This window comes from Corynebacterium tuingiense, from assembly GCF_046718165.1.
GTDB lineage: Bacteria > Actinomycetota > Actinomycetes > Mycobacteriales > Mycobacteriaceae > Corynebacterium.
On sequence record NZ_CP177101.1, the window covers coordinates 2,218,590 to 2,240,187 of the forward strand.

The 21,598-nt window shown below is 58.4% G+C and carries 13 protein-coding genes and 3 pseudogenes; 6 read left to right on the forward strand and 10 right to left on the reverse strand.

The features are described 5' to 3' along the window. Window positions 1-877: 877 nt before the first annotated feature. The gene (locus ACLI1T_RS10535) at window positions 878-2,704 is read right to left on the reverse strand and encodes a phosphoenolpyruvate carboxykinase (GTP) (RefSeq protein WP_284636780.1); all 1,827 of its coding nucleotides are present in this window, start codon (window positions 2,702-2,704) and stop codon (window positions 878-880) included. Window positions 2,705-3,065: 361 nt separating this feature from the next. Here ACLI1T_RS10535 and trmB point away from each other — a divergent pair, with 361 nt between their 5' ends. From trmB to ACLI1T_RS10560, 5 genes are read left to right on the forward strand one after another with little or no spacing between them, the layout of a single operon-like run. Beyond that, window positions 3,066-3,842: a tRNA (guanosine(46)-N7)-methyltransferase TrmB gene (trmB, locus tag ACLI1T_RS10540; protein WP_411702641.1), complete on the forward strand. Its 777-nt coding sequence runs from the start codon at window positions 3,066-3,068 to the stop codon at window positions 3,840-3,842. Continuing rightward, window positions 3,843-4,436, forward strand: coding sequence for an NYN domain-containing protein (locus ACLI1T_RS10545; protein ID WP_005285198.1), 594 nt, complete (start codon window positions 3,843-3,845; stop codon window positions 4,434-4,436). It begins immediately after the preceding gene. A 14-nt stretch (window positions 4,437-4,450) separates the two neighbouring features. Then, a complete protein-coding gene (locus ACLI1T_RS10550) occupies window positions 4,451-6,604 on the forward strand; it encodes an MMPL family transporter (RefSeq protein WP_411702642.1) in 2,154 nt (717 codons plus the stop codon). Further along, entirely contained in the window at window positions 6,605-7,633 is a 1,029-nt protein-coding gene (locus tag ACLI1T_RS10555; RefSeq protein WP_411702643.1) for a lysylphosphatidylglycerol synthase transmembrane domain-containing protein, read from the forward strand. After that, window positions 7,630-7,968, forward strand: a complete 339-nt coding sequence (locus tag ACLI1T_RS10560) for a DUF3054 domain-containing protein (RefSeq protein WP_239275399.1) — start codon at window positions 7,630-7,632, stop codon at window positions 7,966-7,968. The genes ACLI1T_RS10555 and ACLI1T_RS10560 overlap by 4 nt, the downstream gene beginning before the upstream one ends. 177 nt (window positions 7,969-8,145) lie before the next feature. Here ACLI1T_RS10560 and ACLI1T_RS10565 read toward each other — a convergent pair whose 3' ends face one another. The 5 genes and pseudogenes from ACLI1T_RS10565 to ACLI1T_RS10585 all read right to left on the reverse strand — a co-directional run bounded on the left by ACLI1T_RS10565 (window position 8,146) and on the right by ACLI1T_RS10585 (window position 11,843). Further along, window positions 8,146-8,619 carry a hypothetical protein gene (locus ACLI1T_RS10565; RefSeq protein WP_411702644.1) on the reverse strand — a complete coding sequence of 158 codons (474 nt, stop codon included), beginning with the start codon at window positions 8,617-8,619 and terminating at the stop codon, window positions 8,146-8,148. Between the two features lie 128 nt (window positions 8,620-8,747). Further along, window positions 8,748-9,668, reverse strand: coding sequence for an IS3 family transposase (locus tag ACLI1T_RS10570; RefSeq protein ID WP_411702645.1), 921 nt, complete (start codon window positions 9,666-9,668; stop codon window positions 8,748-8,750). Between the two features lie 3 nt (window positions 9,669-9,671). Then, window positions 9,672-10,008 (reverse strand): annotated as a pseudogene (locus ACLI1T_RS10575) (transposase). 85 nt (window positions 10,009-10,093) lie between these two features. Next, window positions 10,094-11,438: pseudogene (locus ACLI1T_RS10580) on the reverse strand (IS256 family transposase). A 231-nt stretch (window positions 11,439-11,669) separates the two neighbouring features. Next, entirely contained in the window at window positions 11,670-11,843 is a 174-nt protein-coding gene (locus ACLI1T_RS10585) for a hypothetical protein (RefSeq protein WP_411702646.1), read from the reverse strand. Between the two features lie 40 nt (window positions 11,844-11,883). Between ACLI1T_RS10585 and ACLI1T_RS10590 the strand changes: the two are divergent. Further along, window positions 11,884-12,072, forward strand: a pseudogene (locus ACLI1T_RS10590) (transposase); the annotation flags it as partial. 405 nt (window positions 12,073-12,477) lie between these two features. Here the strand turns inward: ACLI1T_RS10590 and ACLI1T_RS10595 are convergent. The 4 genes from ACLI1T_RS10595 to ACLI1T_RS10610 all read right to left on the reverse strand — a co-directional run bounded on the left by ACLI1T_RS10595 (window position 12,478) and on the right by ACLI1T_RS10610 (window position 21,585). Next, the gene (locus tag ACLI1T_RS10595) at window positions 12,478-14,034 is read right to left on the reverse strand and encodes an acyl-CoA carboxylase subunit beta (RefSeq protein WP_411702647.1); all 1,557 of its coding nucleotides are present in this window, start codon (window positions 14,032-14,034) and stop codon (window positions 12,478-12,480) included. Then, window positions 14,009-18,769 (reverse strand): beta-ketoacyl synthase N-terminal-like domain-containing protein, encoded by a 4,761-nt coding sequence (locus tag ACLI1T_RS10600; RefSeq protein ID WP_411702648.1) that lies wholly within the window; start codon window positions 18,767-18,769, stop codon window positions 14,009-14,011. The genes ACLI1T_RS10595 and ACLI1T_RS10600 overlap by 26 nt, the downstream gene beginning before the upstream one ends. A gap of 90 nt (window positions 18,770-18,859) precedes the next feature. Beyond that, window positions 18,860-20,605: a FadD32-like long-chain-fatty-acid--AMP ligase gene (locus ACLI1T_RS10605; RefSeq protein ID WP_411702649.1), complete on the reverse strand. Its 1,746-nt coding sequence runs from the start codon at window positions 20,603-20,605 to the stop codon at window positions 18,860-18,862. Between the two features lie 59 nt (window positions 20,606-20,664). Continuing rightward, window positions 20,665-21,585, reverse strand: coding sequence for a cutinase family protein (locus ACLI1T_RS10610; protein ID WP_411702650.1), 921 nt, complete (start codon window positions 21,583-21,585; stop codon window positions 20,665-20,667). Between the last annotated feature and the right edge of the window lie 13 nt (window positions 21,586-21,598).

The window sequence follows — 21,598 nt, forward strand, 5'->3', positions numbered from 1 at the left end:
CTCTAAACTATTCGGGGTAGTTTCGCTGAAATGCTAGCTAATTTGACCCCAGAACACTTTACTCCGCAGGGAGTACTTCAGGATCTGCAGCGAGACGACGAGTAATGGCTGCAGATTGAGAGGGCGTAGGGTATCTCGTAATTCGATATCTCGGGCTATAGCAAAAGCTATAGCTTTTGATTCTCATTCTCCTGAAGCTTTTTGTTCTTAGACTCCTGGTACCTTTTGGTTGCAAGATAAGTGCTGAAGGCGCCCATTAACGCGCATGCACCGGAGCTGATCAAAAGTCCCGTAGACGGATTAGATGTGGATATTGAGAAAATAAAAACCCCAACTCCAATAGTCAACGCAAACAAAGCTGCGATTAGTATTGATGATTCGCGCATATTTCCTCACAATCCTGGGACAGTATCTGTCTACCCGGGACTGAAGAACCCCGGATTTTGTCCCTAGACATTTGCCTTGATTCCCAATTTACCCTAGGGAACGTTTCGAGGCTTTCAAGATAAAAACTAGCATTTTCAATCCAAAATCGACCTCAGTACCGCTATTCCAGTGGTTTCATCGGGACCAGCCCTGGAAAGCAAATTCCTCTTGGGGTTTAAAAGTCGTAGTAGAATAATAAGGGCCCCAACGAGTGCTCGCTCGTTGAGACCCTCGGGCCTAAAGACCCACGTGAAGAATCGCGCTAACGAACTTCACGGTAGCGGTCACAAAGTTGAGGACTCCGCTCACCAAGTTAAGGATTACGGTTCCTTTGGTGGCGGGGTCTTTTCCGTTGTAACTGGGGGATCGGTTTAACCCCAACAAAGAACTAACCCCAGAGCTTTACGCTGCTGGGGTTAGCTTTATGCGGGATTTACCGCGGATGAACGCGTTAGGAAGCTGCGTCCTCCACGCGCTTCTTCAGGGCGCGGAACTGGTTCCACACTTCCTCGGGCACGCGGGAGCCCAGGAAGTTCAGGTACTCGGCGTTGTCTTGCATATCGCCTTCCCATTCCTTCGGGTCAACGGCGAGTGCGGCGCGAACGTCGTCGACATCGAAGTCAAGGCCTTGCAAGTCGATGTCCTCGGCGCGGGCGGTGCGTCCGACCACCGTGTCCTCGGCCTCTACGTTGCCTTCAATGCGGTCGATGATCCACTTGAGGACGCGGGAGTTCTCGCCGAAGCCCGGCCACAGGAAGCGGCCATCGTCGCCGCGGCGGAACCAGTTAACCAGGAAGACCTCTGGCATGCGGTCGCCGCCCTTTTTACCCATGTCAATCCAGTGCTGCAGGTAGTCACCGGCGTTGTAGCCCATGAACGGCAGCATGGCCATCGGGTCGTGGCGCAGCGCGCCAACTTCGCCCTCTGCGGCTGCGGTCTGGCCGGAGGACAGCAGTGCACCGATCATGGTGCCGTGGTCCCAGTCGAAGGACTGGGTAACCAGCGGAACCGTGGTCTTGCGGCGGCCGCCGAAGAGGATGGCATCAATCTTGACGCCCTTCCAGTCGTCGTATTCCGGCGCGGCGGTGGGGCACTGGGAAATCGGTACGCAGTAGCGGGAGTTCGGGTGGGCGGCCTTGGTGGACGATGCTGGTGTCCAGTCCTCACCGGTCCAGGAGATGAGGTGGTCTGGCGCCTCCTCGGTCATGTCCTCCCACCAGACATCGCCGTCATCGGTAAGCGCGACGTTGGTGAACAAGGTATTGCCCGGCTTCATGGTATCCATGGCGATCGGGTTGGAATCGTAGTTGGTGCCAGGGGCAACGCCGAAGAAACCGTTTTCCGGGTTCACGGCGTAAAGGCCGTCCTCGCGCAGGTGCAGCCAGGCGATGTCATCGCCCACGACCTCGGCCTTCCAGCCAGGAATGGTGGGGGTGATCATGGCTAGGTTGGTCTTACCGCACTGGGATGGGAATGCGGCGGCGACGTGGTAGTTCTTTCCCTCTGGGTTCGTCAGCTTCAGGATGAGCATGTGCTCAGCCATCCAGCCTTCTTCCTTGGCCATGACGGACGCGATGCGCAGCGCGTAGCACTTCTTGGCCAAGATGGCGTTGCCGCCGTAGCCGGAACCGTAGGACCAAATCTCCTTGGTCTCTGGGAACTGGGTGATGTACTTGTTGTCGTTGCACGGCCAAGCAACGTCCTCTTCGCCTGGCTGCAGCGGGGCACCGACGGAGTGGAGGGCGTGGACGAAATCGCCGTCCGTACCAATCTTGTCCAGCGCTTCTGCGCCCATGCGGGTCATGATGCGCATGGACAAGACCACATAAGCGGAATCGGTCAGCTGCACGCCGAGCTTGGGCTCTGGATCGCTGATCGGGCCCATGCAGAAAGGAACGACGTACATGGTCCGGCCCTTCATGGATCCACGGAAGGCCTCCGTCATTTCTTCCTTCATGGCCTTTGGCGGCGCCCAGTTATTGGTTGGGCCCGCGTCTTCTTCCTTCGAGGTGCAGATGAAGGTGCGGGATTCCACGCGGGCAACGTCCGCAGGGTTGGACCGCGCCAAGTAGGAATTCGGGCGCTTTTCCTCATTGAGCTTGATGAGGGTGCCTTTTTCTACTAGCTCCGCGGCGAGGCGGTCAGCCTCTTCCTGCGAGCCATCCACAAAAGCCACCTCGTCCGGCTGGAAAAGCTCAACGCTTTCATTAATCCAGTCGATCAGTTTTTGATTGTCTGTAGGCAGCTCTCCAACGAGGCCCTGAATGGTGGCGGTCATTAAAAATTCTCCTCTGGATAGGATGTGAAAATCGGGGCACATCACGGCCCAACTTTGCCTTCCGCCTCCAGATTAACCGGCAGAGCCAAAATATTGGTCACATTAAGTGTCATTTTTCCCACTCCGGTTATATCCACCGCCGTGAGCGGACGTTTACCAAGCGCACCACGAACAATTGTGATATTAGGCGTGATATCCTCCACACCATTTCAGGGGTAGCAAAGTTGCCCGTTCGCCCGTTCCGCGCCACAAGACACCACCCCCGTCAAAGCCTCCGGTTATCCCCCTCCCCCATGCGGCGGGGAAAATACCCGGCGCGGCATATTGCTTGCCATGCCTGGACAGGGAAAAATAGGGCGCGATGAATAGCACGGATAATTCTCAAAACACCCCTGCCGGAGAAATGCCGCCGGGGCGTCCACCGCAAACGGACTTCAATGCGGTCTTTGACAATGACCTGGACTACCCGCGTCTGGGTAATGTCACCTTTCGCCGCGGCACGCTCACGGATAACCAGCACCAGCTTTTTGAGCAACGCTGGCCCGAGCTCGGCCGCGTGTTAAACGATGAGCTTATCGATGTCGATGAGTGGTTCGGCCGCACCGGCGCCAAGACCATCGTAGAAATCGGTTCCGGCACGGGTACCTCCACCGCAGCCATGGCACCACTGGAGCAGGACACCAATATCATCGCGGTGGAGCTCTATAAGCCTGGCTTGGCCAAGCTCATGGGGCAGGTGGAGCGCGAGGGCATCGATAATATCCGCATGATCCGTGGCGATGGCGTGGAGGTCATGGTGCGCATGATCGCCCCCGAATCCCTGGACGGCATCCGCGTCTTTTTCCCGGACCCCTGGCCCAAGGCGCGCCACCACAAGCGCCGCATCATCCAATCCGGCACGCTCAACCTCTTTGCCTCCCGGCTGAAGAAGGGCGGCGTCCTGCACGTTGCTACCGACCACGCCGGCTATGCCGAATGGATAGATGAGCTCGTGCACGTCGAGCCCAGCCTGGAGTACAAGGGCTGGCCGTGGCCGGATTGCCCGCAATTGGTGGACCGCCAGATCATCACCAAGTTTGAGGGCAAGGGCCTAGATAAAGAACACGTCATTACTGAATACCTGTGGGAGAAGAAGTAAATGAGCACCTATCTACTGGTGTGGGACGCACCCAATATGGATATGGGGCTCGGCTCCCTGCTCGGCGGGCGCCCCACCGCGGCACATCGCCCGCGTTTTGATGCCATCGGCCGGTGGCTGGTCTACCGCGCGGTGGATGTCGATGCCGATCCGCAGGCCGCGGTCTTTACCAATGTCTCCCCCGGCGGTGCCGATGTGATTCGCCCATGGGTAGAGGCCATCCGCAATGTGGGCTTTGGCGTCTTTGCCAAGCCGAAGATCCACGAAGATGATGACGTGGATCCGGATATGATCGACCACATTGAAAAACTGCGCGATGATCTCGCCGGCGTCGTGGTGGCCTCTGCCGATGGCCAGAATTTTCAGCCCTTGTTAGAAGAGCTCATCGATGAGGGCCTGCCTGTTACCGTCCTGGGTTTCCACGAACACGCCTCCTGGGCCGTGGGCCACCCCGAGATCGAGTTCGTTGACCTAGAAGATATTGACGGCGTCTTCCGCGAGCCGCTGCCGCGCGTCAACCTGGATAACCTGCCTGAAGGTGGTGCATGGCTCCAGCCATTCCGCCCGCTGGCTGCGCTACTGAATAATAGCTAGGAGGCTTACCCCACATGTTTGAAAAATGGGGACGATTTTCCTACGCACACCGCAAGGTCATTCCCATCGTCATCCTCGGTGCCATCCTTGCCCTCTTCGTAGGCTTTGGAACCCAGCTCGAGGAACGCATGAGCCAGGAGGGCTGGGAGGACCCGAATGCGGCATCGACAAGCGCGGCGCAAATCGAACAAGAAACGTTCGGCCGCGATAATTCCGGCGACGTGATTTTGCTCTTTAGCTCGCCCGATGAGAATTTCGATGCCGCCAAGGAGCACTTGGCGCAGCTCAAAGAGGACTACCCAGATCAGATTGACTCTGTCACCAGCTATTTCGATAGTAAGAACCCCAACCTAGTCAACGATGATCACTCGCTGGCCTTTGCCGCCATTGGGCTCAAGGGCGATGACGAACAAACCCTGAAGGATTTCCGCGCCATCGAGGGCGCGCTGACGGATACCTCCGCGCCGGTCAAGGTTGCCGGCGCCACGGCCGTGGCGGACGCCCTCGATGAAGGCATGGCAGAAGATATTGCGCGCGCTGAAAAGGCAGCGCTCCCGCTCGTTGGCCTGCTGCTTCTGGTGGTCTTTGGTTCCGTAGTGGCGGCGTTCATGCCGCTTATCGTCGGTGGCCTATCCATCCTGGGCTCGCTGGGCATTTTGGCCGTCCTGGCCGGTTTCCTGCAGGTCAACGTCTTTGCCCAGGCAGTGGTCACGCTGCTGGGGCTGGGCCTGGCCATCGATTACGGCCTATTTATGGTCTCCCGCTTCCGCGAGGAACTGAACAAGGGAAGCTCCACCAAGGATGCCGTGGCCACCACCACCGCCACCGCCGGGCAGACCGTGGTCTTTTCCGCGGCGATGGTCGCCGTCGCGCTCTCTGGGCTCTTCCTCTTCCCCCAGGCCTTCTTGAAGTCCGTTGCCTATGGCTCGATTTCCGCCGTCGGCCTGGCGGCCCTTTTGTCCGTCACCGTCTTGCCGGCCCTGTTTGGCATGCTCGGGCCCAAGATCGACCTGTGGTCGGTACGCCGTACCTCCCGCACGGCCCGCACCATTCAGGACACCTGGTGGTACAAGCTGCCGCGCTGGGCCATGCGCCGCGCCAAGGGCCTGACCCTGGCCATCTGTGGCCTGCTCATTGCGCTCGCACTGCCGATCATGAGCATCACCTTCGGCGGCATCAACGAGACCTACCTGCCACCCAACCACGACACCCGCGTGGCGCAGGATACCTTCAACGACGAGTTCCCTGCCTTCCGCACCGAGCCGGTCAAGCTCGTGGTGGAAGGCGCCACCAACGAGCAGCTTGTCGATGTCGTCATGCAAGTCCGCGGCCTCGACGGCCTTACCGAGCCCATGGGGCCATCGACCGCCACCAAGGACGGAACCACGGTCCTTTCGGCCGGCATTAAGGACCGCGAGGACTACGCGCGGATCGTCCACGAGCTCGAGGACGTCAAAGCGCCCGAGGGCGTCAACCTGTATGTCGGCGGCACGCCAGCCATGGAGGTGGAATCGCTCGATGCGCTCTTCCACAAGCTGCCGTGGATGGCGCTGTACGTCGTACTCGCCACCTTCATCCTCATGGCATTAGTCTTTGGCTCCTTCGTGCTGCCGATTAAGGCCATTGTCATGACGCTTCTGACCCTGGGCGCCACCCTAGGCATCCTCACGCTCATGTTCGTCATCGGCGTGGGCTCCGGCGCGCTGAACTTCTCGCCCGGCCCGCTCATGAGCCCCATTCTGGTGCTGATCATCGCCATCATTTATGGCTTGTCCACCGACTACGAGGTCTTTTTGGTCTCCCGCATGGTGGAGGCGCGCCGGCGCGGCGATTCCACGGACGAGGCCATCGCGGCCGGTACCGCGCATACCGGCGGCATCATCACGGCGGCGGCCCTGATTATGATCGTGGTGGCGGGCGCGTTCGGCTTCTCCGATATCGTGATGATGAAATACATCGCGTACGGCATGATTTTTGCTCTGCTTATCGATGCCACAATTGTCCGCATGCTCCTCGTCCCCGCCGTCATGCACCTGCTGCGCGAGGATAACTGGTGGGCGCCTAGCTGGCTGCACCACTTGACCACTAGGCTTTCCGGTAGTACCACCCGCCGTGGGAAGACCGTTCCCTTCAGTGAGTTAAAACGGCGCCTCGAAGGAGATAAATAATTGAAAAATTGGCTGCAAGTTATCGCCTCGCTCATAGTCCTGGCCATCCTCATCTATGTTTTCCGCGATGAGCTGGACTTTTTGAGCGAAGGCTTCTCACGGCTCTCCCACGCCGAACCAGGCCCGGTAACGCTCGTGGTCATCGCCTCCATCCTCTCCGTTGTGGCGATGGGTGAGGTCATGCGCCTGCTCATCCGGGCCGGCGGCGTGGAAGTGGAGGGCACAGAAACCGCTGCTCTTACCTTTGCATCCAACTCCTGGTCCACCACCATGCCCGCAGGCCCGGCCTTTTCTGCTATCTTGACCTTCCACGTGCAGCGCACCTGGGGCGCCTCGGTGGTCCTGTGCGGTTGGTTCTTCGTGCTCTCTTCCGCCATTTCCACCCTGTGGTTGGTGCTCATTGGGCTTGGCGGCGTGCTCTTCCTCAACGCCGATATGGCCCTGTGGTCCCTCATCGGCACATTGGCAGCGATGCTGGCACTCTCCGGCGGGCTCTTTTGGCTGAGCAATCATCCTGAAACGCTGGAACGCTGGGTGAAAAAGCAGCGGTTGGTAAAAGGCTCCAAGCGCGAGGCCCTGCTTGAGCACGTCGAAAGCCTCAAGGAAGTACACCTCACCCGCCGGCAATTCGCTTGGGCGTCGTTCTACTCCTTGGCCAACCGGCTCATTGACATGGTCGCGCTCTGGGGCTGCGTATGGGCCGTGACCGGCCAGATGCCCACGACCGATTCGGCCGATAACACCACCACCATCGCCGGCGTCGCGCTGGCTTATCTCACCGCCAAGCTGGCCGGCTCCGCCCAGGTCACCCCGGCAGGTCTGGGCACGGTGGAAGCGGCGATCATCGCCACGCTCGTGGCCACGGGCATGACCGCAGTCGATGCCACCAGTACGGCGATCATCTACCGCCTAATCTCTTTTGCCTTCATCACCGCTATTGGCTGGGTCATTTACTTCTGGCACTATGCCCGCAAGGGCGTTACCTACGCCGCGCTATCCCGTAAAGAAAAAGAAAAGGAAACCGTATGACTTCGACGCGTATCGCTCCGCTCATTGACATCATCGCCTTGATGATTTTCGCCATCGCCGCCCGCCTCGCCCACGGCGGACTGAGCTTTTCCAGCTGGGTCGATGCCTTCTGGCCCTGGGCGGTAGGCGCGCTCATCGGCTGGGCCATCATCCTGGCCACAAAGGTCCAGGGCAAGTGGAAAGAGGGCGTTGTAGTCTGGCTGTCTGCCATCATCGGCGGTATGGCCTTGTGGATCATGGTCAATGGCCGCCTGCCTCATTGGAGCTTCCTCATCGTGGCAACCGTGATGTCCGCCCTGTTCTTCTTTGGCTGGCGGCTATTTGCCCGCAAGTAGCAGATGCGACACAGCGGCTTTTCCTCTATAGGGAAAGCCGCTTTACATTTGGCACGCATCAGTCAAAACTGGTCGCTCCCACTGGTGTGGTGCATATGGAGCCGGTGGTGAGCCTCGTGCCTGCGCACAAGGGCCTGACCCCTGGAAAGTGGACACGTCGGGGGTTAGGTCCCTGCCTTACAAGAGCTTCTCTAGAGGGAAATCCTTACTGATCCAGATTCTTTCCTTAGCACGCTCATTTAAGTCCTCATAGTAGCTTAAGAAATCTCCGATGGACTGCGCTTTTGCATCTGTAGCTTCTTCTCCTCCAGCCCATACAATTTTGTCCGGTTCGGAAAAATCTGCTTTAAGGATCGGATAGTCGCCGGCTAATGTATCGAAAACAATCGAATCAGCGATTTCGTCGTATAAATAAGGTGACCATGTATAGCGTTGGTAGCCTGCCTCATATCCTACGATTGCCGTCTGTTTTAGGGCTTTAACACGGAGGATAAGGGCGATCTCGAAATGAGAAGGACATTGCACTATGAATAATGGAGCTATATCTGTCTTGTTTTTATAGCTGTTTTCTTCAGCTATCCATTTGTCTAGTGCCACCGACAGCTTTATTGCTAATCGGCCAATATCGATTTGTTCGATATCTATCCACATAGATCTTCCATTCCGCACTTCAGAATTTGGGCCTGACCCCGGAAAGTAAACGCATTGTTCTCTTAGACGGCCACACCATCGCGTGTGAACTGTTCCCAGTACGTAGTGAAGTGCCCCGGGTTTTGTTCCTAGGCATTTGCCTTGTTTTCCATTATTGCCTGTTGCGGGGTCTTCTTCCAAAATTCGGATTCCACCTCGGCTGGGGTTCGGTATCCCAGGCTTTGGTGGAGCCTTACCTCGTTCCACCATGACACCCACTCGAACGTCGCGATTTCTACCTCTACAACGTCATCCCACCTGCGGGTATGGACTAGCTCGTTCTTGTAGGAGCCGTTAACATTTTCAGCCAGAGCATTATCATAGGAGTCACCAACAGTGCCGGTGGAAGCTGTAATGCCGTGCTGGGTAAGTCGCTCGTTGTAGACAACGCTGACGTACTGCGATCCGTGATCCGAATGATGAATGAGACCTGTTGTTTCCCTCGCGCTCACAATCGCTTGGTTGAGAGCTTGCAGCGGCAAAGCTTCGGTCCGCATCGAATCTGACAGCGCCCATCCGACGATCCGCCGGGAGTAGACGTCGGTGACAAACGCGGTGTAGACGAATCCTTTTCGTGTCCGTACATAGGTAATGTCGGCCACCCACAGCTTGTTCGGGCCCCGGGCTTTGAATTCACGCTCGACCAAGTCCGGGCGCAAATCAGGCACGTTAGCTTTTCGGGTTGTAATCGGTGATCCGCCTTTGCCTTTGCCAGAAACGCCAGCCAGGCGCATCAGTCGGGCGGTTTGTTCACGCCCGATATCGATTCCTTCACGGCGAAGCGCATGCCACATTTTCCGCACACCGTAGACACCATAATTATCTCTATGAACAGCACTAATGCGTTCAACCAGCACGCCGTCACGAAGTCGACGAGCACTTAACCCACGGGCTTTGGACTGGCGATAACCACGCGAGGTGATAAACCCACCAGCCCGGTTATTTTTCAACGTCTTACAGATGAACTCGACAGAGAAATAATTCCGGTATTTATCGATGAACCGGATCATTTCTTAACGTTTTGGGTCGAGTTCCGACGCGAAAAAAGCTGACGCGGCCTTCAGCAGCTCATTAGTGTCGCGTAGCTCTTGATTTTCACGGCGTAGCCTCGCGTTTTCGGCGGCCAAATCTTCAGGTACAGGTTCTGGGGTGTTTCCTGCACGGCGGGCCTGTTGAGTCCATTGACGAGCCGTGTGCCATGAAACCCCCAGCTTTGGAGCTACTGCCTGGCACGCAGCTTGCATCGACATATTTTCCGCCAAGATGCGATCTTCCACGAGACGGACCACACGGTCCTTTGCATCCTGGTCAAATTTTCTTGGCATGTTCCAGATTTTCCCATCTACTCAAACGGAACAAAACCTGGGACGCTTCATAGACATGGTCGTAGACTACAATTGTGAGCGTGTCAAGTTGTTTGTGTGTGGGGCTAGGTTTATAGGTATTTGTCGAAGCAGGCGGGAAAGGCTACGGCCATTTGGTTGATGGCTTGTTTCCAGCCGGAAACTCGGGCTCCTTCCACGAGCCTGCTGGCGGTAGCCGAGGCTCGTTTGCCTTGTTTCGCTCTCTTTGCGGCTCGTTTGTCTTCAATGTTGCAGATCATCAACCACAGCGTCTTGAGCGCGGATTCATCGTTAGTGAACTGCACCCTGTTGCGGGTGGCTTTACGCAGCTGGTTGTTAAACGATTCAATGGAATTCGTTGTATAGATGACCTTCCTTGCTGCTGGTGGGAACTGCAAAAATGGCACGAATCTATCCCATGCGTCCTGCCAGACCTTGACCGACTGAGGATACTTCACACCCAGTTCAGACTCGGAAAATTCCTTCAACGCTGCTTCTGCCGTGGATTCATCAGTAGCCGTATAAACCTTCTTCAACGCGGCTGATACAGCCCGGCGATCCCCGTAAGACACCCACCGATTCGCGGCACGAATTAAGTGCACGATGCAGGTTTGTACCATGGAATTCGGCCAGGTTGCCTCCACTGCCTCTGGTAGGCCTTTCAGCCCGTCACAGCAGACAATAAAGACGTCTTTGACCCCGCGGTTAGATAAGTTGGCGCACACGTGTGCCCAAAAGGAAGCACCTTCTTCTTTGGCAATCCACAATCCCAAAATATGCTTGATCCCGTCGAGGTCCACCCCGATTGCCATGTACGCAGACTTGTTAACTACCCGGCCGCCGTCGCGGACTTTAATGCGCAACGCATCCAGGAATATCACGGGGTAGAACTCGTCTAACTGGCGGTTTTGCCAGATCATGACCTCATCCAAGACTGCGTCTGTAACCGCCGAAATCGTCTCATGGGAGATATCAACCCGCATCGCAGTTGCCATATGGTGCTGGATATCCCGAATGGTCATTCCGCCGGCATATAAGCTGACAATCATATCGTCAACATCTGTTAGCCGCCTAGAGCCTTTGAGGAACCATGGTTGGGATAAACGTCCCGGCCCGGTCTCGTGGAACATCAATGTTTACTGGCCCGTAGTTAGAATCCACGGTTTTCGGGTAGGTGCCGTTGCGGTGATTGTCTGTTTCAGCAGTAGCTTTAGCTGCTCTATCGCCGGGCTCATAGCCTAGGTGGGCATCCATTTCAGCATTCAAACCCCGGGTAATTGAGGCTTGCAACATGCCCCGAACTAGGTCGTTGGCATCCGTGGTGGACGTGCCTAGCTCATCAATCAGTTTCGCGATTTCTGGGTTAGCAAGCAGCTTCTTTTCAATCGCATCAACCTTGGCCTTATCAGCCGGATCTCGTCTCGCCATAGTAGTCATTCTGGTTCATCTCCTTATGCGGGTTAGGTTCCCACACACAAACCATTAGACACTCTCACAATTGTGCCAACCCGACCAGGCCGGTATCAGATGGCCACCAGACAGGGTTCATCTCCGAGGGCAGGAGAGCACGCGAATCCCCGCCAAACAACGCAAGAATAAACGATGACCAAACGTTTCGTCAGGATGACGAGATGGGGTTAGTGTCCGGCAGACGATTTTACTCACCGGTTATTCCTGATGCCTGTTTTGGTTGCGGTTGACCAGTACTGCTCCAACTATGGTGAGCAGTATGAGGATGAGAAACCCGAGGATCGACTTGTTTGCGATACCGACATAACCTGAAATTGCCAGCCCAAATAGTGCAACGACAATCGCATTAGGAGATATTTTATGCCTGTTCATTAGGCCTCCTTCACACTTGATCGTTAAATGGGCCTGACCACCGACAAAACGACTGAATCCGGAAATCCGGCGGCGTACCGACGTTGTAGGGATCTTCCCTAACCGCAGTTCTGCGATCCGCCTGGTCGGCTCTAGGCTAGCCGAACAAGATGATGATTGGATCCAGCAAAAGCGCTACATGTCTGTCCTCGATTCAGAAAGAACAGATACACCACTTCTACGGACTTGACCATCCCCGCCACAGACAGGGTATCGAGGATGATTTTTACTCATCCTTTCATCGTGATCCGAACCGGCTAGCACAGCAGGAAGTTGTGTACGGTATTTCCCAGTCAAAGACCGGTTATCACCGTAGAAGAGTGAAAAGGGCTAGTACCACTAGCCCAGACCCACTAACGAGCCAACCTCAACCACGCATCCTGCCGTCTAGCCTCGGAGCCTTAAATCTGTGCGAACGTTCTCAGCTTAGAACGGCACGTTAATTGGCAGGCCTGCTGCGAACTGGTTGTACGCCCAGTAAGCGTAGCCAATGATCTCACCAATCAGGTCGAGAGCGTAGAGCAAATTAAACAAGGGATTCTCCTTTAGCTGTCACGAAACTATTATTTAGGTATCGCAACAGCGCAGCACGGCGTTACATCGGCGCAATATTGTGCTTTTTGGGCAGGTCATGCGCCGACTTCGTAGCCAATTGCCGCAGCGCCTGGCGCAGGGCAATGCGCGATTGATTCGGCTGAATCATGGCATCGAGGTAGCCGCGTTCCGCCGCAACGTAGGGTGCTGTCATGGTCTCATCGTAGAAGTCCATGAACATCTTCTTGGTCATCTCGCGCTGCTCTGGGGTCTCGGCGGCCTCGAGCTGCTTGCCCGCGATCATGACCACGGCGGCGGCCGCGCCCATGACGGCGATCTGCGCGGTAGGCCACGCCAAGTTAATATCGCCGCTTAAGTTCTTCGACCCCATGACGGCATAGGCGCCGCCGTAGGCCTTGCGCACGATGAGCGAGACCTTCGGCACGGTCGCTTCCACGACCGCGAAGGCAAACTTCGCGCCGCGGTGAATCAGGCCCACCTTCTCCTGCTCTACGCCCGGCAGGTAGCCCGGCGTATCGACGACGAAGACGAGCGGGATATTATAGGCATCGCAGATGCGGATAAAGCGCGCGCCCTTATCGGCGGCATCGGCATCGATGCAGCCGGCCAAGTGCATAGGGTTATTGGCCACAAAACCCACCGTCTTGCCGTCGATGCGGCCAAAGGCGGTGATCATATTTGGTGCGAAATTTTCTTGGATTTCGATGAGCTCATCGTCATCGCCGAGCTGAGTGAGCAGATCCATCATGTCGTAGCCAGCATTGGTGTCATCCGGCATGAAGGAATTCAGATCCTCGTCCTCGGTGATTTCGGCATCAGAAGGCGCGGGGAAGGTCGGCGACTCATCAAAGCAGGTCAGCGGCAGGTGATCCAAAATATCGCGCACCATGTCAAAGGCGTCTTCCTCAGAATCCACCACGGCAGAGACGTTGCCGTTCAGCTCCTGCTGGCGGGCACCGCCGAGTTCAGCGGAGGTGACGTCTTCACCGGTAACCTCACGGATGACGTTGGGGCCGGTGACATACATTTCCGCCTCCTCATCCACGGCGATGACAAAGTCAGTGGTCACCGGCGCGTAGACCGCGCCGCCGGCGGATTTACCCATCATGATGGAAATCTGCGGGCTGCGGCCAGATAGCGGCAGCTGGCGGCGGGCGATTTCGGAGTACATCGCCAGCGAGGTCACCGCGTCTTGGATGCGGGCGCCGCCGGAATCTTGGATGCCGATGACCGGGCAGCCAATCTTGATGGCCATATCCATGATCTCGGTGACCTTCTTGCCAAAGGTCACACCCACGGAACCGCCGTAGACCGTCTTATCGTGGGCATAGATACACACGGGCCGGCCGGATACGCGGCCATAGCCTGTGACCACGCCATCGGAATAGATGGCCTCAGGGTCACCCGGGGTCTTGCCCAAGGAGCCGGTTTCGACAAAGGAACCTTCATCCAAGAGCTCGTTGATGCGCTGGCGAGGAGTGGTACGGCCTGCCTCGTCGCGGCGTGTGCGGGAACGCTCACTGCCTGGATCTTGCGCCTCTTCTAGGCGCTTGCGCAGGTCAGCGAGTTTCTCAGCGGTTGTTTGCTTGGCCGCCACGTATCTTCTCCTCGATCCAATCGTTCATATGCTTGCCCACGGTGCCAATGGCTGGCTCGTCCGGCACTGCCAAGTGATCGCCGGGCAGCCGCACAATTTCTAGATCCTTAACGATAACGCCCCAGCCGCCATCCGGATCAATCTCAGCGTAGCGCGGCTCCAGCTCGATCGCACCGTCATGCATCCGCTCCGAGCGGAAGAGCAGCACGGGAACGCTGACATCGGCCCAGCGGTGGAAATCAATCTTGGCCAAAATCTGATTATCCACAAAGGACGCGCGCTGGTGCTCCAAGACGCCGGCGGAAAGGCCGTGTTCGGAGGCATCCGTCGTGGCCAAGAAGTCCGCCAGCATGGTCATCAGGGCGTCCTCACCCATGGTATCCAGCATCTCGTACGGCGGCTCGAAGTCCAGGCCGTAGGTCTTCTTGGCAAAGGCAGCGTAGCGCTCCCACCGGGCGCGGGTTTCTTCCGGCGTATCCGGTGCCGGGTGGGAGGGCTGCGTGGTATCGAGCAAGGAAATGAAGGCGACCTCGGCGCTCTCTTCCCCGCGCTTGCTGCGCTCTTCCAGCTGGTAGGCCACCTCATAGGCCAAGGCGCCACCAAAGGACCAACCGCCCAGGACGACCTTGCGGCCGCGCGCATAGCGAACGATGTCCTCGATATAAGCAGCGGCGCGCTCCTCTAAGGAGCCTTCAATCCTTTCGACTCCGTAGACGGCGACATCCGCTGGCAGCCTGCGGGTCAGCGGCTGATAGACCACCGTGGTTCCACCGGCCGGGTGGAACATGAATACGGCTGGCCCATCGGCCTCGCGCAGGACGCGAATATTACCTTCCACCTCGGTCTCAAGGCCCTCGCGGACGAGGTCAGACAAGGTTTCCAGCGCTTCGGCGTCGAGGACTTGCTGCGCGGTGACATCGATGTGGGCGCGCTCGCGCAAGCGCTCGGCAATCTGTGCGGCCACCTCCTCAGAGATTTCCGGAAGCGGCGAGGTCACGCCCGCCGGGGCCTTGCCGGTAATGCTTGCCCATGTGCCAAAGACCATGCGCTCAGAGGCATCGCGCGGGGCAACGCCCACACCCTGCTCCGAGTCTTGGGTGGTCTCGTCTGCTGCTGCCGCGGACTCCGTAGCCGCCGGTGCAGCGTCGGCGCTGGTGTCACTGTTATCAATGCGACCGCCGGCGACGGCTTCCTCAACCATGGTGATGACGTCTGCCAAGGAGGCATCGCGAAGCGCCTGCACCTGCAGCGGTGGAATCTGGAAGTCATTTTCCACGCGGTTTTTAATGCGCATGCCCATCAAGGAATCCAGGCCCAGGTCAATCAGCGGCAGCTCGCGCGGCAGATCCGAGACGTCATAGCCCATGGATTCGGACACGATAAGCGCCAGGCGGTCCTCGACGGTCTCTTGCCGCGGATCCCAGCGCACCGCATCTACGCCCGCCTCATCGACAGCCGTTTCTGAGGTGGCGTTGCTCTCTGGCACCGCTGCAACCCCAGGGATCGCACCCGCACCCAAGTCCAGGCCGGAGGAAAAACCTTCCGCCAAGAGCTCAGTGCGCGTGTCCTGCACGCTATAGACGGCAATGGACATGCCGCCGATGGACGTGGTGACGACGGTGGTAATTTCCCCGTACGGCGGGAGATCGCGGTGTTCCTCCGCAGCCACGATGTGTGCCCCAGGCTGTACCGCTTCTGCGGCGGCCTCCACGATGGCCAGCGCGGACGGGGCTTGGTCAGCGTTGGTGGAAAAGGCCACCTTGCCCTCCGGCAAGTTCACGCGGGTGCCGGGCAGCCCGGAGACCCCGGCCGAAGGCCGCGCATTGGTCCAAAAACGCTGGCGGTTGAACTGCGTATACGGTGCTTCCGCATGCGAGCCCGAGCCCACTACGGCGGCGAAATTAACCGGAGTTCCCGTTACGTAGAGCTTGCTCAACAGATCCAACAAGGACTCGGTGGGGTCCACCTTGCGCTTTAAGCTATACAGCAACTGCGCATCGGCCTTGCCCACGGCAAACGCGGTAGACATAAGCCCCATGAGCGCCACCGGGTTGGGCGAAATCTCCACCAGCTGGGTGTGCCCTGCGGCAAAGGCTTGTTCCGTAGCGTCCTGCAGATACACCGGATAGCGGGTCATGCGCAGCCAGTAATCCTCATCGTGGACGGTAGTGCCGGGGCGGTAGACCTCGCCCTTATCCACGGAGGAAAAGAGCGTCGTATGCAGCGGGCGGGCTTCCATGCCGGCGATGGCAGCTTCGAGCTCGCCCAAGATCGGGTCGACGGCGGAGGTATGTCCCGCGGCCTTCACGTTGAGCGCGCGGGCAAATTTTCCTTCCCCGTCGAGTTTCTCCACCAGATCCAGCACCGCCTGGCGGGGACCGCCCACGGTGGTCATGCCGGGCCCGGTATAGACGGCTGGCTCGATGGCTGCATCGAGGGCGGCGATGCCCTCGGCGGATAGCTCGACGACGGCCATGGCTCCTTGCTCGGACTCGCTTAGCGATGCCTCTCCCTCGCCCATCAAGCGCGCGCGGTGGCAGGCAATAATCATCGCATCCCGCGCGGAAATGCCACCTGCGGCATAGGCCGCGGCGATTTCACCCATGGACATGCCTATAACGCCCGCCGGGCGCACGCCGAAGGAGGCCAATAGGTCCGTCAGCGCGATCTGGATGGCGGTGATGGCAACCTGCGCCGTTTCCGTGTCATAGGTTTGGGAATCATCTTCAACGATGTCCAGGATGGACCAGCCCGACTCGAAATCCACGATGTCATCGAGTTCTTTCAGCCGCGCGCTAAACAGCGGCGACAGGGCGATCATGTCCTTCGCCATCTTGCGGTGCTGGGAACCAAAGCCGGAATACACGAAGACCGGACCTTGCACCTGCGGGGAATCCGCCGCGGCGATGCCGACAGACACCTTGCCCTCGGCCACCTGGCGCAGGCGCTTAATGGCCTCGTCAGTGGAGCTGGCCATGACAACGGCGCGCGAGCGCGAGTGGTTGCGGCGCGCGATCGTGCGCGCGACATCTGCTAGGTCTGGTTGTTCTGCCTCGAGGAAATCCGCGAGCAGGCCCGCCGCACGCGCGCGGCGGGAAGGTAAGAGGCCGGAGACCGGCAGCGCCACCGTGTCGGTGGATAGCTGCGGCTCGGTGGTACGCGGGGTGCCTTGGTAATCCGTCAAGACGACGTGGGCATTCGTGCCGCCAAAGCCAAAGCCCGATACGCCGGCCACCTTTTTCCCGGAGTATTCCGGCCACTCGCGCGGGTCTTCAACGACCTCGAGGCGCTCGGCCACGAAATCGATATAGCGGTTCGGACCAGCGTAATTGATATTCGCCGGGATAATATCGTGCCGCATGGCCTCGATGACTTTGATGAGGCCCACGACGCCCGCGGCGGATTCGGAGTGGCCGATATTGGTCTTGGCAGAGCCCAAGAGCACGGGCGATTCGATGCCGCGCCCAGCGCCCAGCACGCGGCCGAGCGCGCTGGCCTCGATGGGATCGCCCAAGATGGTGCCCGTACCGTGGGCCTCCACATAATCCACGTCCTCGGGCGCCACGCCCGCATCCGCGTAGGCGCGGCGCAGCACGTCTTCTTGCGCTTCTGGGTTAGGCGCGGTCAGGCCATTCGAATGTCCATCAGAGTTGACGGCAGAGCCCTTGAGGACGGCTAGGATTTCATCGCCATCATCCTCCGCGTCCTGTAGGCGCTTGAGCACCAGCACGCCGGCGGCATCGGCACGCACGATGCCATCGGCGTCATCAGAAAAAGCATGAATGGCGCTGGTAGGAGAGGTCACGCCGAGCTCCGAAAAGGCGGTGGAGGCGTGCGGAGCGGCCAAGATATTCACGCCACCCGCCAGCGCTACATCGGCCGCACCGGTGCGCAGATCCTTGATCGCATGATCGACTGCAACCAAGGAAGACGAGCAGGCCGTGTCCACATTGATGGACGGGCCGCGGAAATCCAGGGCATAGGAAATGCGGTTGGCAACGATTGCTGAGGAATTACCCGTGAGCGCATAAGGGTGCATCTCCGTGGGATCGGCGGTAATCAGCATGCCGTAATCATTATTGGTCGAGCCCATGTACACGCCCGTGTGCGTGCCGCGCAGCTCATTGGCGGGAAGGCCCGCGTTCTCCAGCGCGTGCCATACCAACTCGAGCAGGATGCGCTGCTGCGGATCCATATTCGCGGCCTCTAGCGGCGATAGGCCGAAGAACTCCGCATCGAAGGATGCAATATCGTCGATATAACCGCCGTCGGTATTGTGCTGCGCGATCTTCTCGCTCATTACCGGATCTGCGCTGTACTCAGACCACCGCCCCACCGGCAGCGGCCCCGTGCCCGCGCGCGATTCAGCGAGCATGGTCCAAAATTCCGGCACATCTTTAGCGCCTGGGAAACGTCCGGACAAGCCGATAACCGCAATATCAGAACCCTGCGCGGCGCGAGCTGTGCGCTGCACGCGCGGTGCATCGTCGTGCCGCCCCGCGGGCTCATTAAGCAAGCGATTGGCTAGGAGCTCAATCGTGGGGTACTCATACGCCACCGTCGCATCGAGCTGCGTGCCTAAAAGATTTTCTAATTCACCCGACAGCACTACGGCATCTCGAGAGGAAAGACCATAATTTTCCAGGGGGGTGGAATCTAAAATCTCTGTGGCCGCTACGCCCGTGGCCTGGGATACCCAGTCACGCAGCCATGCACGAAGTTGCTCGATGGTCATAAACCGTCTTTCCTAGTGGGGTTAATAGAACGACAAATACCTATATCGCTCTATTTTGTCACCTTGTTAACTTAACGTCCGAATCCGGCTTTAAGCTTGGTAGTCCTTTTTGCCCACGCGGCGGGCAATCTTATGCGAGGAGGTGCGCTTAATTTCTCCTGGCGCCTTCCACACGATATCGCTCGGGGTAATGCCGTGATTCTTTGTCACGGCCGTGCGAATCGCCTCGCTGGCAGCGGCGTCCTCGGATGGATCCGCGTCATCGGCGCGCTCCACCAAGAGAACCAAGGACTCTGAGTTTTCGCCCTCTACGGCAAAGGCGGCGACGGAATCTGGGCGCACGTGCGCCGATGCGTCCTGCACGGTGCCTTCAATATCTTGCGGGTAGTGGTTGCGCCCGGCGATGACGATGAGATCCTTGAGGCGCCCGGTGATATACAGCTCGCCCTCAACGATGGTGGCGAGATCGCCGGTGGCCATCCACCAGTCATCTTCTGGCAGGCCATCCTGGATGCGCTCGCCCAGGGTATTGCGGAAGGCAGCCGCGGTTTCTTCCGGGCGGTTGAGATAGCCAGTTGCCATATTTTGTCCATGCACCCAGATTTCACCGATGGTGCCCTCTGGGACCTCGGCCTTGGTTTCAGGATCTACGATGGCCAAGTGCTGGAACGAGACGCCCTGGCCATTCGAGGCGAAGGCCACCGTTGCAGCGGACTTTTCTTCAATAACAGCGTGCCCGTCCGCCAGTTTTTCGCGGTTGAAGTGGGAAATGACGGGGCGTTTTTCACCCTGCGCGGTAGCAACGATGAGGGTTGCTTCCGCCAAACCATAGGAGGGACGCAGCACGGAACGCTCGATGCTGAAGGTATCGAGGAATTTCTGCACCGCTGGTTCCGTCACCGGTTCGGAACCAATGAGGATGCCATCAACGTTGGAGAAATCCGCGTCCTTGCCGTAGCGCGCGGCCAATTCCAGGGCGAAATTGGGCACGGCGGTATAGGTATTCTTCTCTTCACCCGGCTGGCGGCTGATGCGCTCAACCCACCGGTTGGGATGTTGGATGAAGTCGCGCGGGGTCATCATGTCCAATTCGATGCCCAGAATCGTGGCGAATAACGCCAGGATGATGCCCATATCGTGGTGCATCGGCAGCCACGAGACCACGCGCGGTGGGAACTGTAGGTTTACGGCCCGAAAGATCTGCAGCACATTCACCAAAATCGCGCGGTTGCTGAGCTCCACGCCGGCGGGGGTGCGGGTGGAACCAGAGGTGTACTGCAAGAAGGCGGTGGACTCCACTCCCTCTCCAGCGACCGGCTTCCACGACGCTGCCAAGGAGTCAGGCAGCGCATTGATGGAGATGACGCGCGGGCGCTCCCGCTCGGTGGAGAAATAGGCGCGCACCGCCGCAGCCGATACGCGGTTGGTCAACACGATGGGGGGCTCGCAGTCAGCAAAGACCGCTTTGAGGTGATCCGCATGCCCCGGCTCATTCGGATCATAGAGCGGGATCGGGGTCATGCCCGCATACAGCGCACCCAAGAAACCAAAGAGGTACTCAGGGGAGTTGCCCGCCAGAATGGCCACGCGGGTGCCGGGTTCTGCAACTTGTTGCAGGCGCGCTGCCACCACTTTGATCCGGGTATTGATCTCTTGGCGGCTGAGCTCACGGACGGTGTCTTCCTCACCGTAGAGCCACTGGCGGATTACAACCTGCGAGGTATCCGTCTCTGCCTGGTAGAGGGTCTCGGCCAAGCCCGCCAAGGTGAGCTCTGCCGGGAGGGCTATATTGCCCTCGGCGTCAAAGAACTTCCCCATGAGTTGCTGTATATCCATCGATTCTCCTTTGGTAAATGGTTTTGTCTTAAAAAATATCGATGTTATAGCGCCTCACATTACACGGCGTCAATGACGCCGTGGGCCCAGTCCACAACCCACTGGTTCGCAGTAGTCCCATCAATCACGCCGTCGTTGCTGGCGTATTGCGCGTGCACCCCATTGGCCCCGATTAAATCCTTGGCGCGTTCCAAACCATTGCCCACGCCGGTGGGCGCATCACACACGGTGTCATTGGGGGCACAGATCTGGAAGGTTCTATCCGCGAGCTCTCCGAAGCCGTGCGGGCGCGCGCCGCGCATGGTAGCCCCAGGCACGATGGGCTGAACGAGGCCGGAGACGGGCTTCAAGGCAATCTCGGCACCAATTCCGCCGAGCTCGTGGCCCGGATTTTGGCCCACGCCGTTTTCACGCCGGCCATCTGCAATCAGCGCCACGCCCGCGATATTTTCTGCGGGGATTACACCTTCGCCACCGCCAATGTCATCGGCCACATCGCCGGCGATCACCGCACCTTGGGAAAAACCACTCAAAATGAACTTAGTCTGTGGGCAGCTATCATGCATGCCGCGCAGCTCTTCATTCATCTTCGCGGTGCCCTCATCACGGGAATCGTCGTAGCTCATTTCCTCCTGCGCATTGATATTTTTAAATTGCGCAGTATAAGGAAGGGTCCACACCTTTACATCATCCCCGTAAGCCTCCTGCAACGGCTGCGTAATAGACAGCATGAACGAGCGCGGATTAGCAGAAGGGTTGAGGGGATCATCGTCGGCAGCCGATTCCCAGGTACCTGGCGCGGAGATGAACTCCGCACTCGGGCACCAATCCGGCTGGGATTCCTCCGGTGGCTGCCCGGATTCTGGCCCCTCGGGGGAGCTAGGCCCCGCCGAGTCCGAGCTCGTGAGGTAATGCGCAGCCCCCGCGCCGATAACGACGAGGAGAGCGAGGACGGCAACGACGGTTATGATTTTTCGCATGAACTAGTTGTAC